The sequence below is a fragment of the Bradyrhizobium algeriense genome (assembly GCF_003062295.1).
Lineage (GTDB): Bacteria > Pseudomonadota > Alphaproteobacteria > Rhizobiales > Xanthobacteraceae > Bradyrhizobium > Bradyrhizobium algeriense.
In genome coordinates, this window is sequence record NZ_PYCN01000051.1 from 13395 (window position 1) to 27165 (window position 13771).

Below are 13771 nucleotides of genomic sequence, written 5' to 3' on the forward strand. Positions count from 1 at the left end.
TTTCGCCGCATGTCAGCGACTTCAGTTCGGCACGCTCGTCATCGCTCTATATCAGGGGCGCAAGTTGCTGGACCGCGATCAGATCCGCCGTCGCTGTTGCCAGCGCGCCATCTTTGGCACAGCGACGCGAAGCTACGATTGCGAACTTGTGACTCGGGACACTAGCACCACGGCATCTTCCATGGAATTGGAGCCACGGTGATTCGGATTTTCTTTGTGCATCCGTGAGAATGCCCTTCGTCAGCTAATTGTCAGCCAGGCCGTCTATCTAGACAGGCTGCGCATTCTCGCCTGTATCGGAGATTGGAATATGACGGGCATTGGACGACCTAGCAAATCGCACGTTGTGGCTGCTGGAGCCGACAGCACGTGGGGATTGAGCAGTTTGCGCTCGGAGTCTAGTCTTGCCCCTGGGGAAAGCAGCCAACGGTTCGATTCCGTCGTGGAGCGGATGCGCTCTGGGCCTCAAGATAGAACGGCGCCGGTCGCCAGCCAGCCGCGAACTTCGGGTATGGCAGTCCCCATTTCCTCGACAGGCGACGAGATCAAGGCAACAAAGCGACAAATGGACCGCCTGGTTGAGGAACTTGACGCTTGCCGTAATGCAGCCATGCAAGTGCAGAACTCGTCGGAGGCGCAAGAGCGGATCGACCAGCTCGTCAAGGCAAGCTCAAAAGTTCTGGACTACCGCGCGAGCCTGCCCCCGCATGTAGCGCGTAGCATTCTGTCCGACGATCAGGCTCGCCGACTCCGCGACGAGGCGCTCCATGCGGCGGACCAATGCAACACACTGGCCACCCCGACTATCTACGCCTTGGAGCAGAGCAGGAAGAGTGCGGCCACCGTGCTCGACCGGATGCTCCAATCCAACGCTCCCCCCGACCAGCTGAGCCGAGCGGTTTCCAGTGTGGCGAACCGCTATGCAGCCTGCATGCAGTGGTGGGGAAAGAAGGCATTGCGCTCGGAACGGATGCAGTCCGTCTGCGTCGCCGCTGCCAACTTACCAAGTACAACGGCCGAGATGCGGCAGGCCGAAGAGGCCGCACTGCGGCTGCACACCGGCTGGGCACTTAATACGAAGTGCATGCATCTGCAATCGCTGGTTGCTCTCGCGCAGGTCATGATTGAGCCGCAGGCGAGCACGTTCGAACCAGCCATGAGGGAAATCCTCATGGGTGAGAACGGGCGGGTGCGTCTGTTGGGAACCTTCATCGCGGACGTTTTTCCGGCATTCCGCTCGACGGCCGACGCTGTTCTAAACAGTAAAGGACGCGCGCTCGACGCAGAGCACTGCGCCGTTCTGGAAGGAGTCATGGAGCGGCTTTCGGAATTTGCGTTGGCGTTGCACGACATCATTGCCAAGCTAAGCGATGTCGGAACAGGTGCCGACCTCCCATTGGAACTGTTGGGCCAGATCGTGGAAGGCGCGTGGGTCACTGCGCATGAGGTCATGCGCCTCCTGTCACTGCAGCCGAAGACGCCAGCCATCATTGCACCGCCGGCCGACGCTGGGGCTGCGATACCGGCCAACACTACCGGCAGGGATGTAGTGGCCGAAGGCACTACAGCGCGGAGGAAGGGGAAAGGCAAGCGCGCGCCGGCCGCTGGCGCTGGGAGTTCGGCGGCCGGGGGGACGCAGCCGCAGGTCGCTACGGCCGACAACGCCACAGCGCCAGCAGCCAAGGTTCTCGTGCTCTCGGATCTAGGTACGAAGAAGCTCGTGAGCGCGGAGGAGGCGCATGCGAGGGCGTCATCGTCGGCGACGGCACACTTGGCGATCTGGCAGGCCCCGCCGTCGATCGAGGCACTGACGCGACTCCTCAAGCGATTGGACGAACTTTTGCAATTCGATCTGTCTGGTCAGCAAAGGGCCGTCTCGCAAGCGCGCCAGATGAAACCCGAGGACGCCGACCACGTCGTGGACACCGTAGTTGAGCGCTTGCAGACGCAGGCCGCCGAGATGCAGACCTGTGTGGCCGCGTTGGAGGAGCCTCGTCGAAGCGGCCTACTCACGCCTGCGCAAGTGCCCGAAGTGCACGACAAAACAGTCCGGCTCAAGATGATGTTGTCCCAGGCGCAGGGGCTGGCCAAGGTTTTGAACGACCGAAAGGCCACGACTAGGATCGATTGCATGAAAACCTACGCCTTTCCGTCGCAGAAGTACCTTGAACACTTGCGGGCGGCCGAGGAGTTGGCGCCTGCGGATCTACCGCGCGCGTTAAAGGGCGAGCCAGGGACGCTGTTCGAGATCAAGCTGCAACCCAAGGCGCTGCGCAATGGTGCAATGCCGAGTCCGATGTGGGTGCACATCCATACGAAGCGGCCGGTACTTGCGCGGCAATTGGCGACGCTGGATGACGTGGACTTCGCCGCTTGCCACGTCAAGTCCAATGAACAGCGCGGCTACAATCGGCAGTGGCAGAACGCCCGGGCTGCGACGGGGCACGAGAGCGTCGTGGTCCACCGCGGCAAGCTTACGCCTGCGTTCTGTAAGTCCTTGTTGAGCACAGTGCTTGGCGGCCACCCACGCTATCCGCTTGCCGAGGCGGAGCACCGGTCGACGCAGGCCGCTCGACACGGGATGTAGTCGGGGGCGTCTCGCGGTAGAGTGCCGATTGTGGTGACACCATCAGCCAGACCTCCGAAATCCGGAGCCAGCGGGCCGTGATCAGATCATGGGTCTTCAGCAGGCCGGTAGACTGAAAGCTTCCGCTTCGGTTTATAGCGCTCGTACCATGCGGCAATCAGCGCACTCGTATCGATGCAGTAAATCTTCTTGGCCATTCCGGTTTAGGCCGCCATGCCAAAGGCCGCCTTTTCCATTACAGCAACGGTCGTAACATTCATATTTAAGAGACCCGCGACATCGCGCAGTGTGAAATATCGATCGTGATAGCCCTGGAAATAAGCTCGGTAAACGTGCGACCGAGCTGACTCAGCACCACGTAATGCTACTTGGGGCCGCCTTCGGACGGATCTTTCTGTTCGTCAAGCTGGGCGTAGATCTTCTGGAAATCAGCGCACTTGCTGTCATAGAAGGCCTGGGTGGTGCGACCGAGCGTCAGCAGCCGCCGCAGCACGGCTTCCTGGCCGACGCCAAAGCGCTGGGCCAACGCTTCAGCGTCTCCGAATTCCGCTTAATAGCCGTTCGCAATATTGGCGTGAGCGGGGCCATTCCCCGCCGCAGGTGTACCATATCCTCGGTAATCCCCGGGCTCAGGAACTGCGCCATGATTTCGTCCAGCGCCTCCTCGTCTTGTTGCACGCCGGGAGGCAGCCACAGGGCCGCGGCGCGAATCCCTCCCGTGACGTACGCTGTGCCATGCTCGAATGCTCGTCCGCCACAGGCGTTGATGAACTGAGGCATGCTCTGAAGATATCGCCTTGCGTCAGGCCAACTCCACCGCATCAACGAATCGGCGGCAAAGCCGAGCACAATTGTCCAGACGGTGCTTGTGCGATTGTTTGCGTTCGCAGATTTGATGTCCGACTCCGTTGGCATAATGTGATTTCCGGGTCTCAATCTAGGCGTCACAGTTACAAGGGTGCAGGACAAATGGCTCTGAACGAGAGCAGAGAAAGGATACACCGACAGAGGCTTTCGTCGGATGCATCGCGCGTCCAGGTTAGCAAATGTCGCACGTTGAGGTCGCAGATGACCAACGATCTTTCACACGATCTTATAACGCATCACCTCGTCCCCCCATTGAGCTGTTCTGGTAAGGTCGGACATTCAAAACACGTGCCAACCGCGAAGCCGCATATACTATTGCCCTCAGTCGGATGGTGCCATCGTTCGAAGCGGACGGCGCGCCTCATCTTCTCGCCCGCGATGCCGACACCATGATCTCGGTCGTAACTCGGTCCATTGATCCAATGGATGAAGTCGACGTATTAACTTACCGGCTTTCCTCTTCGTCTCTGAACTTTCGGAGTGCGTCGAGAAAGAAACACAACCAAAGGAATCGATAAAATTGTGTCATTTTCGGTGCGGCCAATGCTTGCTTGGCCCCAGATATTGTCTCCGGTCGGCCGCTGGGGTGGTGTGATAGATCTGTGCCTGAAGTTGAGATTTGCGGTCGACGGCGCCGAAAGGAAACTCGTCTCTATAGTTGTCGTTAAATGCACGGATGTCCTTGAAGCTGCGTCTGACCAGTTCAACACTGAAACACTTTCGTTCATCATGTTCCTGAAGTCCTTGACGCACATTTTCGTAGAGCCCGGGCATCAACGCTTCGATCGCCTCCAGAGTGCGGGTCAAGCGCAGCTGCGAAGCCCACGATGCATCGCGTGTCTTGTACGAAATCTCCGTGCCCCAATTCTAGCGGATCATGGAAAGCGAGTTCCGCGATTGACAGCCCAGACGCTTGCCCCCCGAATGCACGTGTCAAACCAGTTGGTGCAAAAAGAGTTTTGAGAGGTCGTAATTCAACGACTTGCGAGAGCGTTATGCCGTCGCTTCACATTTGCAACAAATGCGCGCAAGTACTGCGAGATGCACGCGTAGCTCAGCTGGATAGAGCGCGACCCTCCAAGGTGGAGGCCACCCGTTCGGATCGCGTCGGCTGCGCCATTTCAGTACAGAACCGCGAACGCCGAGAGCCGCCGATTTTTCGCTTGAGGCGGCGACCAGGGTCGTAGCAGTTCTGACTTCGATCCCATGATGCGGACTTCTTTTTCCGCCACCTCAATGCGCTGAGCGAGCGCGCGCAGGTGATCGCGGCGATAGCCGCCGTCGCGAAGCCGGAGCCGCTCACGGGCCACGTCTGCGAACGTCTTGACCATATCGGGCTGACAGCCTAATTGCCGACGCTGTCGAGCGCGGCCTGGGCGCGCTCGGCGTCAGCCGTGGCCTGATCCCGAATCGCCTTGAGGCCCGCGATGCTCTCTTTCAGACCTGGGGCGTCCAGTACGGCTACGCCCGGTTCGATCGCGTCGTAGAGCCGGTTGAGCCGCTGGTCGGTTTCAGTGATCCGCTTGTTGAGCTCGGCGATGTGTTCGGCGGCGCGCTGAGCGCTCCTGGCGACGGTCAAGGACGCTGGCAAGCACTTCCTCCAGCCGGTCGGGATGGAGCAGACGGCTCTCAAGGGAGCCGCCGCTGGCCTTCATCAAACAGTGGCATCGGCTCGAACGTTCGCCGCGAGCAGTGTTCGAGCGCGTCCAGCTCTGCGTCATGACGTGAGCTTTCGAGGCATTCGATGTCCGGCGAGGATCTTCGCCGGACCAACGCGTGGGAGCCGTTCAGCATGTGCTGCTACGTCAAGACGGCCGGATCATCATGCACTTAACGCCAATGCGTTCTTCGCGGACCATTACCGGACTGGATATGTTCCATCCAAACAATAGATTTTACCAATTTTGCCGCAATCCCCATAGTCAGACGCTGGCTAACTCAAGCATCAATCAGGAAAATGCGTGTGAAATGACTGGTGGTTTCAACACAGTTGCTGGATGATAGGCAAGCGCGAACGGATGATTGCCCAGCTGCGTCCTGGTGTGCGCCGTACTGGATTGGGACTGACGAGGTGCTCATGAGGTCTGCGAAAGCTGGACTGGAGGCTCTTCAATGGTCGGTAGTCCCGCGGAGGCGGAGCTTTCCCGTAGTTCTTCGAGGCTGGTCTCGTTTGACAGCATCGGCACGGGCACCCGATCGTGCATTCTCAGTAGGTAGGTGACTCATGAGTTCGGACAGCAAGCATCAATCGCTAGAGCAGGAACTAGCCGCCGACGATCCGTGGAGGCTCGACGGTAATCCATTCGAACGCGAGCGTCACTCGCAAATGCTCCGGCTATCGCTTTCGCAAGGCGTGATTTCGCACGCCCTCGAGGTCGGGTGCGCGGCCGGCGCATTTACGGAAATACTAGCACCTCATTGCAAACGGCTCACAGTCATCGACGTTATGCCGCAAGCGATTCGTCGAGCTAGCCTGCGGACGAAACGGTGGTCGCACATAACCTGGATGACTTCGGACGTTCAGCAGTTTTCGACCGCCGAGCGGTTTGATTTGATCGTACTGGCCGAAGTCCTCTACTATCTTGGAGGCGTGGCCGAGATGCGTGCGACTATCCGCAAGTTGGTGCAGATGCTGGCGCCAGATGGACAGCTGGTTTTTGGGTCAGCCCGAGATACCAACTGCAGGCGTTGGGGCCATGCCGCTGGAGCTGAGACTTGCATGCTCATGTTGAAGGAATCGTTGGTCGAAGTCGAGCGAGTGAGTTGCCAAGGTCAGTCGGCTAACGAAGACTGCTTGATCTCCTGCTTTCGGAAGCCGAATTGATGCCGGCTCAAGAGGGTGTCAGAAAGAATGTGTAAGCAGGCTTCTGTTAGTTTACCTTACCGAGGAGACTCACATGACGACCGAGACGACGTTTACACCTGAACTACTGGATCAACTGCTTGCTAACTATGAGAAGCCCGAAGACCTCACAGGTACGGACGGGCTTTTCAAGCAGCTGAAGAAGGCGCTGATTGAGCGGGCGCTTGGTGCGGAGCTGAGCGATCATCTTGGCTACGAGAAGGGGGACCCGGCCGGCCGCGGCAGCGGCAATAGCCGTAACGGGACCAGCGCGAAGACGATCCTGACCGAGGACGGCGAGATCGATATAGCTTTGCCACGCGACCGGGTCGGGCAGGTTCGAGCCGCTATTGATCGCCAAGGGCCAGACCCGTTCGACGGCTTCGACGACAAAATCCTGAGCCTCTACGCGCGCGTTAGCTTGCGAAAGATCATTAAGACCCGCGGCAGTTTCCCAACGACGACGACGCGTTGAAGCTGCTTTATCTCGCACAAGAACGCCGGATTGAGGTGGCGGCGAGGTGTCGAGTGGACTGCCGCCATGGGCCAGTTCGCCATTCACTTCGGCTCGCGTTTTCCGGGATCAGCGCGATGACCAAAATGTCCGCCTTATCCGGCGGACCGAGTTTGGCCGATCAGCAAGCTCTGAAAAGGCGGGCCTGCGGCCCCCGCCTGCGACGGCTGCGGCTTTGACAGAGCTTGCTGCCCGGCCACTGTTTAGCCACCATAGGATCAAATGACAATGTCCGGCTGATGCCAGAAACGACTGCAATCCAGCGTAAGCGTGGCGCCGAGGCCCTTCAGATTGTTTGTGCGCAGACTTGGGAGCACCGTTAGAAGAGTCATCTTCGGCAAGGGTGCTCACAATGGACGACCATTCTGACGACATAAGACGACCGTTGTCGTCGCGTATCGAAGTGTATGCTGGTGCAGGTCGAAAGCACTGGCCGGATGATTTGAAGGCACGGATTGTCGAGGAAAGCCTTGAGCCAGGCGCAGTTGTAACGGATATCGCACGCCGTCATGGCTGCCGGCCACAGCAGGTGCATGACTGGCGGCGCCGAGCGCGTTTAGGCCAATTGGTGCTGCCGGCTCCGGCGGATACATTATCGTTCGTGCCTTTGGTGTCGGAATCGGCGCCACCAGCGACCGCGGAGCCCTCGGGATCGCGGGAAGCAGCAGTTGTTACGGTCGAGTTCCAGGGGGCACGAGTGGAAGTGCGCGGAACGCCTGGCCTTTCTGTGTTGAGCGATGTGTTCATGGCACTCCGACGGACACGTTCATGCTGACGCTGCCCGCGAGCCTCACGATTTACGTTGCGACCCAACCTGTGGACTTCCGGAAGGCTGCGGATGGCTTGGCGCTCTTGGCGAAGGAGACGCTGGGCCATGACCCGATGAAGGGGGTGGCGGTGGTCTTCCGTGCAAAGCGCGCCGATCGGGTGAAGATTGTCGTCTGGGATGGCACCGGCCTTGTGATGTACTGGAAGCGGCTCGATGGCGGCAGCTTCAAATGGCCTCCCATCGTGGCCGGCGTGATGCGGATGAATGCCGCGCAGTTGTCCGCGCTTCTGGCCGGCATGGATTGGACGCGCATGCACGCGCCTCGAATCCCGCAGCCGAAATCGCTTGCGTGAAGATATAAAATCTTCGCTGCATCGGGGAGCGAAGCATGGCAGACTCGGGCCAATGAGTGATTTGCCTGACGAGTTGCCGAGCGATCCAGCAGAGCTGCGTGTCTTTGCCGCGGCTCTGCTGGATCGCTGCGCCAAGCTCGAGCGGTTGCTCAAGCTTGCGAAAGATGCGCAGTTCGGTCGATCGTCGGAAAAGTTGGACGCTGATCAGCTTCAGCTTGTTTTGGAGGACATCGAAGAAGCCGTCGCGGCTCTCGAAGCAGCCGAGGATCGCGCTAATCGCAGAACCTGCGAGAAGAGAACTGCCAAGCGCAGGGCCAATCGTGGCAAGCTGCCGGAGCATTTGCCGCGCATCGTCGAAACCTTGCTGCCGGCTGACACCTGTTGCCCGTCCTGCAAGGGCGATCTCGTTGAGATTGGCCGCGATGAGAGTCAAAGGCTCGACGTCGTTCCGGTTCAATACCGAGTGATTGTGACCCGCCGGCCCAAACTGGCCTGCCGCGCCTGTCATGGCGTCGTCCTCCAGCACGCCGCGCCCGAACGATTGATCAAGGGGGGACTGCCCACCGAGCGACTCGTCGCGCATGTGATCGATGCCAAGTATCATTGCATTTGCCGCTTTACCGCCAGGCGCAGATGCTGGCGACGCACGGTATCGCCATCGACCGTTCCACGCTCGCCTTCTGGGTCGGCTATGCCGCCCAGGAATTGAAGCCCTTGTGGCATCGTCTGCGCGAGCTTTTGCTCGAGTCCTCGAAGCTCTGTGTCGATGAGACCCCGGCGCCGGTACTGGATCCGGGGCGCGGCAGGACCAAAACCGGCTACTTCTGGGCGCTATCGCGCGATGACAGGCCTTGGGCCGGACCTGACCCACCTGGCGTGGTTTACGCCTATGCACCGGGCCGTGGGGCCGTTCATGGCTTGAGACTGCTTGAGGGCTATTGCGGCATCATCCATTGCGATGGCTATGAGGCCTACAAGACCATGACCCGAACGACGCGTGCGGACGCACTCTCCGGCACGCTTGCCTTCTGCTGGTCGCATCTGCGGCGCCAGTTTGTGAAGATCGAGCGCGAGGCTGCTCCGGCGCCGGCTCCGGTTGCCCGCGAGGCCCTCGAGCGCATCGCCCAGCTTTACGCGATAGAGAAAGCCCTCCGCGGCCGGTCTGACGCCGAACGCCGCGCTGGCCGACAAGCACATGCCCGGCCTCTGGCTGCAGCCCTGAAGCAGTGGTTTGAGGCAAAGCTTGATCACCTTGCGCAGAAGAGCGACACGGCGAAGGCTTTGCGTTATGCGCTGCGTCATTGGGACGGCCTGACGCTCTACCTTGATGACGGGCGCATCGAGATGGACACGAATGCGGTTGAGCGTGCGATGCGGCCGATCAAGCTCAACGCCAAGAACTCCCTTTTTGCCGGTTGCGACGAGGGCGCCGAGAGTTGGGCAGTACTAGCTTCGTTAATCGAGACCTGTAAGCTCAATAGCGTCAGCGCCGAGCACTGGCTTGCTGACGTTCTCGCGAAGCTCGTCAATGGCTGGCCTGCGGCGCGACTGGACGAACTGCTTCCCTGGGCATCGACCTATAAGATGCATGCACACGATCCGAGGCTGGCGGCATGAGCCTCAACACGACCGCGGTCCGGATCAAGGTGAACCTCAAGGACGTGAAACCGGAGGTGATGCGTCGCCTTGTCGTGCCTGTCACCCTGCGCCTTGATCGGCTGCATCTGACGCTTCAGGCGGCGTTTGGCTGGACAAACAGCCACCTCTTCGAGTTCCACGCTGGCGAAGAACGTTGGGGAATCCCGGATCCCGACGGTGATTTTGGCCCCCAGCCTATCGATGCCCGCAAGGCGCGGCTCTCCGACATCGTTCAAGAGACCGGCGCCAAGACGATCCATTATCTCTATGACTTCGGCGACAGCTGGGGCCATGTGATCAAGCTCGAAAAATGGTTCGACAACACGACGACAGAGGGACTTCCCCTCTTGCTCGAGGCCGCCGGTCGTTGTCCTCCGGAAGACGTCGGCGGTGCGCCAGGCTATGCCGAATACCTTGATGGCATCAGCGACCCCGCACATCCGGAGCACGAACATATGTGCCTCTGGGGCCCGGAGCGGTTCGATCCCAACGTCGTCGACCGGAAGGCGCTCGAGGCCGCCGTCAACGCATTGTCCGACCAATGGAATGCCGCGCGGCGACGCGCCACCCGGCCAAAATAGACGTCAAGCGCCAATCAAAACGGCCGCAAAGCTACGCTTACAATCCAGCTTCACAGAGGCCTCTTACACAAATATCTGACATTCCCTGCGCGCCCTTGTTCCTGCTTCCTTAAGCCCTTGAACGAGCTGCTCTCCGCCCATCATTCTCGACCCCTGGTTACTTCGGAGCGGCGGTGCGCGATCAGATATCAACCAGCTCCGTCTCAAGCTCAGACCGCCACGAGGCGTGGCTGATCTATGCATGAATCCCTAAGACGATCCGCCCTGTAGATTCCTGCCACCCTTCTTACCGACACCAACGTAAGAACATATGTATCCTCAATCGTGTAGTCAGCGCCCGCGAGGCAGCCACGCGCTAGCTCATTGACCGTATGCCGGATTGAGCTTGTGTCACGGTACTCAGTGTTGAGGCACGCTGCGATGAGTATACTCTCTGCTTTGAGAGGCGCTACCCTGCTCAGGCGCGCCTCATTGATGCAGTGCAACGGCATCGGCTGACCTCCTCGCCAGTCCAGAGGCTCGAACCCGTTTCCCCGTTCTTGCAAGTTGAAACTATGACAGGAGCGCATCTCATGTGGCGCGATCTGCTGTTTTCAGGCGGTCGACTACTGCGGGTTCTACTCGATCGTATCTCCTGAGGCTGCGGGTCGAGTTTGTGTGCGCCACCCAACTACTTCTTGGTGCGGTCCGACATGCTTCTCATTTTTGGCTCGAAAGCGATCTGGTTCACCTTCCACAATAGACGTTGCGATTTGCACACACCGAGCCCGCCGCCTCAGATGAAGCAAAAGCAGTACGCCGCCAAAAAGGCTCGTCATTATTATAACGGCCGTCATCACAAGGCACGCCACACAGCACAATGCGGCTATATCCAATGCCGATCGCAACCAGAACGGCACCCAATCCAGACGTGCCGTGTCCTCCGTAGGGCCAGACATGCTCGCTATAACCCGCTGCTCTTCTCGATGCGTGATAAGGCTAATCGTTCACCGCCTATTGACGGATCGGCACCCTAAGGATGCGAGCTGACGCCAAGCTGACGAGTTTCCCCACGGCAACGATATCGTCTGGCGGGAGTCCCAGCCCTTGTTGATCAGCCGAAGGGATCTGAAAACTCCCCGAACAAACATCAACAAGCATCTTAGTGTATTGAAGAGAGTTGTTCGTCTATCGCAGTTGTCGTTCCTACCGGAATAGATGCGGCGGCGCCCCCTGTTGGGGCCCTCAAATCGTTGTAGTAATACGGGTCTCATGATAGCCCCCCAATCTGTGCAAGCAACATTGCCGTTTCAGATGGATCAAGCCCGACGACGCCTACGAAGCTAGCCGGTGGCATTGGAATGTCCCGACGAGTCGGCTTCCAGAGATGCAGGCAATACCGGCTGTTATTCACGTATTGCGAATGAGGAGGATGCAGCTGCATCACGCACTCCTCTTCATCCCAAAACAGGTCTTTGACGAAGCACATCTCTTCCCAGTTCGGACAACGTCGCGGCGTAGAGACGGAGACATGCTCCCAACCTGGGCGAACAAGTCCGACTATCCTGAGCTTGCAGCCACAAGGCCCCTGAACAAAAAAGAGGCCGCAAGCACCTGACTCCGGCGCGCTGGCGAATTGGCCATATTGTACGCGGCCAGCCTCGAGCTTTTCTAGAACTTGTGCTCTCACGTCGCCTCCTTTGCCTCGCTTGATTTCGAACAAACTGCTGAGCAAACCGTAGTGTAGATCATCTCTCTTCTTCCGCTTCCAATGCCGGCAAGCACATGCAACCGGGCGCTCGTTTCTCCTTGAACCGGTAAAGAACCTCCATCGAGAGGCCGGTACAAACTTTCGCCATCTCCTTCACCATTACTGAGAAGAGCGCGTACGTTTCCTCACGGATTTGGTCACAATGGTGCTTTTCAGCTTGCGCGTTTGGTTCAGAGCACCAGATCTTCCTTTTTTACCTCACCACATCAACGCACCGTCGGAAACAGCTGCTCTTCCAGTTCAGTCACGGCCGGCCGACGGAATGAGCCCCCTTCAATGCCAGGATCATAAGGCGACCGTTTCCGAGCTCGATCCCACCGTCGAAGGCGCAGCGGTGCCCGTCGAACCTGGTGAACGGTCTCGGCAAGTGGCCGGACGAGCCAGGCTTCTCCCAAGCCTCAGTCGCAATCGCTCGAGATGTTCTTCGAGCCGACGAGCTCGCTGCTTACACTTACCAAGCGCTAAACAGCTGGTGAAGGGATCCAGCGAGCGGCCGCGCCAACGCACAGTCGGGTCGGCTGTAACATGTAACGGCAATTGACGGCGACCCCTTGCGCTTCCGCAGGATGCTCACCTCAGACGCTTTATCGACGAACAGACCAATGTTCAAATCGCCCTTTGATACAGTTCTGAATGCCACTCGTGATGAGATCGCAGTGCGCATCATTGAAACGCTGCGCAAGCTTGGCTTGGCGCTGCGCTCACTCGCGCCGTCTTCCAACATACTCAAGAACTGCTGCAACGATACTGAATTGGGAGCGATCGAAGCAGCCCTTGACTGAGGATAAGCGGTCCACTAAACAAGAATGTGCAGGCAGAGCATCGCGAAATGGCGTCCCAGCGAGCACTAAGATCAGCAATTGAGGGGCAAGACATTTCGCTATCCGTGAATGACGTCTGGATGAGGCGCGGAAAGCGGAGCTGCGAGCAGCTGAGCCCCTCCTCGGCTCGACGACCAAGTGTCCAGACAATTGGCGGTATTGATCCACGAACAGCGCGATCTGGTTTGCATCACGCGCGGGTGTTTTTCATCGATCTAGACCCAGACTGGTTTCATCGCTTGCTCCTCCCCTAGCGCGCCGGATTAATGTCGTTGAAGCCGCAGATCGCAGTCGGCAGCGACATTCGGCTTGGCCGTTGGCGGTCATGAGGAGGCACACCTCAATTGATCGTCCGCGAAGCGCCCTGCAAGATCGCGCAACGCATCGATGCGTGGAGCGTTCAAATCCCAGAGAGTTGCCAATGAGGCAAAAAGCAGCTCAGAGCAGCTGACTAGGTCTTCCAAAGAAGCTGCTCTGCCGGCAAATTCGAGAACCGCCGCCGCTTCCAATTTATTCCGCTCGCGCGCCGCATCGAGAGCACACCCGCGCGTGGCGGGCGCTCCCGTTGCAGCGCCCCTTCCCGGTGCATGCCGCTACGAGAAGTCGGCCACTTTCAGGCCAAGCCGCACCCGGCGCGACTTCTGCTAGCCAGTCCCCGGGCCTAAATTGAGCCGGTCGAAGTACCAAGTAGGATCGTCCCCCGACGAATCCGTTTCGATGTATTCTTCGCCCGAATATTTCTCGACACTTCCTTCGTTTTCGTCATCACTACTCTCAACTTTGGAGAGATATAGCCGAGGCTTGTCCACCCGCTGCCAGTTTCCCTCCTCGTTCAGCGTCCACTTGTCGGGATGCTGCCTAGGGTCAAGCACATATTCATTGTCATCTTCATTGTCCCCCACGTGAACAAAACCCATCTGCTCTAGACGGGGCTTCACCTCATCCGTGGCAGGACGCGACATGACCAACGCCCGCTTGCCGTCAAGCCGAAGTTGATGTTCCAGCAGAACATCGCCTGCGTTCTCGACGAGCGGATGAGTAACCCGGAG

12 protein-coding genes and 2 pseudogenes are annotated in these 13771 nt (G+C 58.8%); 8 read left to right on the forward strand and 6 right to left on the reverse strand.

Going from position 1 to position 13771, the window contains the following annotated elements; genetic code table 11:
• Positions 1–310: 310 nt before the first annotated feature.
• Positions 311–2587 (forward strand): hypothetical protein, encoded by a 2277-nt coding sequence (locus C7G61_RS39330; RefSeq protein WP_108522987.1) that lies wholly within the window; start codon positions 311–313, stop codon positions 2585–2587.
• A 364-nt stretch (positions 2588–2951) separates the two neighbouring features.
• On the opposite strand, the gene C7G61_RS45240 is transcribed toward C7G61_RS39330, so the two are convergent.
• The 4 genes from C7G61_RS45240 to C7G61_RS45250 all read right to left on the reverse strand — a co-directional run bounded on the left by C7G61_RS45240 (position 2952) and on the right by C7G61_RS45250 (position 5045).
• Entirely contained in the window at positions 2952–3113 is a 162-nt protein-coding gene (locus tag C7G61_RS45240; RefSeq protein WP_190242197.1) for a hypothetical protein, read from the reverse strand.
• 866 nt (positions 3114–3979) lie between these two features.
• On the reverse strand, positions 3980–4261 hold the full coding sequence (locus C7G61_RS39350) for a hypothetical protein (RefSeq protein ID WP_244608692.1): 282 nt from the start codon (positions 4259–4261) through the stop codon (positions 3980–3982).
• Positions 4262–4575: 314 nt separating this feature from the next.
• Positions 4576–4785, reverse strand: coding sequence for a hypothetical protein (locus C7G61_RS45245; protein WP_190242198.1), 210 nt, complete (start codon positions 4783–4785; stop codon positions 4576–4578).
• A gap of 14 nt (positions 4786–4799) precedes the next feature.
• Positions 4800–5045, reverse strand: a complete 246-nt coding sequence (locus C7G61_RS45250; RefSeq protein ID WP_190242199.1) for a hypothetical protein — start codon at positions 5043–5045, stop codon at positions 4800–4802.
• Between the two features lie 633 nt (positions 5046–5678).
• Here C7G61_RS45250 and nodS point away from each other — a divergent pair.
• The 6 genes and pseudogenes from nodS to C7G61_RS39385 all read left to right on the forward strand — a co-directional run bounded on the left by nodS (position 5679) and on the right by C7G61_RS39385 (position 10151).
• On the forward strand, positions 5679–6278 hold the full coding sequence (gene nodS / locus C7G61_RS39360; RefSeq protein WP_108522978.1) for a nodulation methyltransferase NodS: 600 nt from the start codon (positions 5679–5681) through the stop codon (positions 6276–6278).
• A 73-nt stretch (positions 6279–6351) separates the two neighbouring features.
• Positions 6352–6771, forward strand: coding sequence for a transposase (locus C7G61_RS39365; protein WP_108522979.1), 420 nt, complete (start codon positions 6352–6354; stop codon positions 6769–6771).
• A gap of 391 nt (positions 6772–7162) precedes the next feature.
• Positions 7163–7585 carry an IS66-like element accessory protein TnpA gene (tnpA, locus tag C7G61_RS39370; protein WP_108522980.1) on the forward strand — a complete coding sequence of 141 codons (423 nt, stop codon included), beginning with the start codon at positions 7163–7165 and terminating at the stop codon, positions 7583–7585.
• Positions 7579–7932, forward strand: a complete 354-nt coding sequence (tnpB, locus tag C7G61_RS39375; protein ID WP_108522981.1) for an IS66 family insertion sequence element accessory protein TnpB — start codon at positions 7579–7581, stop codon at positions 7930–7932. Before tnpA ends, tnpB begins: the two co-directional genes overlap by 7 nt.
• Before the next feature lie 52 nt (positions 7933–7984).
• Positions 7985–9549 (forward strand): annotated as a pseudogene (gene tnpC, locus C7G61_RS39380) (IS66 family transposase).
• The gene (locus C7G61_RS39385) at positions 9546–10151 is read left to right on the forward strand and encodes a plasmid pRiA4b ORF-3 family protein (RefSeq protein ID WP_108522982.1); all 606 of its coding nucleotides are present in this window, start codon (positions 9546–9548) and stop codon (positions 10149–10151) included. The pseudogene tnpC and the gene C7G61_RS39385 overlap by 4 nt, the downstream one beginning before the upstream one ends.
• 1249 nt (positions 10152–11400) lie before the next feature.
• Here C7G61_RS39385 and C7G61_RS47670 read toward each other — a convergent pair.
• Entirely contained in the window at positions 11401–11820 is a 420-nt protein-coding gene (locus tag C7G61_RS47670; RefSeq protein WP_108522989.1) for a DUF7694 domain-containing protein, read from the reverse strand.
• A gap of 683 nt (positions 11821–12503) precedes the next feature.
• On the opposite strand from C7G61_RS47670, the gene C7G61_RS39400 reads away from it, so the two are divergent.
• Complete coding sequence (locus C7G61_RS39400) at positions 12504–12683, forward strand: hypothetical protein (RefSeq protein WP_108522984.1); 180 nt, start codon at positions 12504–12506, stop codon at positions 12681–12683.
• Between the two features lie 683 nt (positions 12684–13366).
• On the opposite strand, the pseudogene C7G61_RS39405 reads toward C7G61_RS39400, so the two are convergent.
• A pseudogene (locus C7G61_RS39405) lies at positions 13367–13771 on the reverse strand (host specificity protein); the annotation flags it as partial.

Coding starts and splice junctions, on each gene's coding strand:
- C7G61_RS39330 (WP_108522987.1), top strand. CDS start 311: ATGACGGGCATTGGACGACCTAGCAAATCGCACGTTGTGGCTGCTGGA.
- C7G61_RS45245 (WP_190242198.1), bottom strand. CDS start 4,785: ATGGTCAAGACGTTCGCAGACGTGGCCCGTGAGCGGCTCCGGCTTCGC.
- nodS (WP_108522978.1), top strand. CDS start 5,679: ATGAGTTCGGACAGCAAGCATCAATCGCTAGAGCAGGAACTAGCCGCC.
- C7G61_RS39365 (WP_108522979.1), top strand. CDS start 6,352: ATGACGACCGAGACGACGTTTACACCTGAACTACTGGATCAACTGCTT.
- tnpA (WP_108522980.1), top strand. CDS start 7,163: ATGGACGACCATTCTGACGACATAAGACGACCGTTGTCGTCGCGTATC.
- tnpB (WP_108522981.1), top strand. CDS start 7,579: ATGCTGACGCTGCCCGCGAGCCTCACGATTTACGTTGCGACCCAACCT.
- C7G61_RS39385 (WP_108522982.1), top strand. CDS start 9,546: ATGAGCCTCAACACGACCGCGGTCCGGATCAAGGTGAACCTCAAGGAC.
- C7G61_RS39400 (WP_108522984.1), top strand. CDS start 12,504: ATGTTCAAATCGCCCTTTGATACAGTTCTGAATGCCACTCGTGATGAG.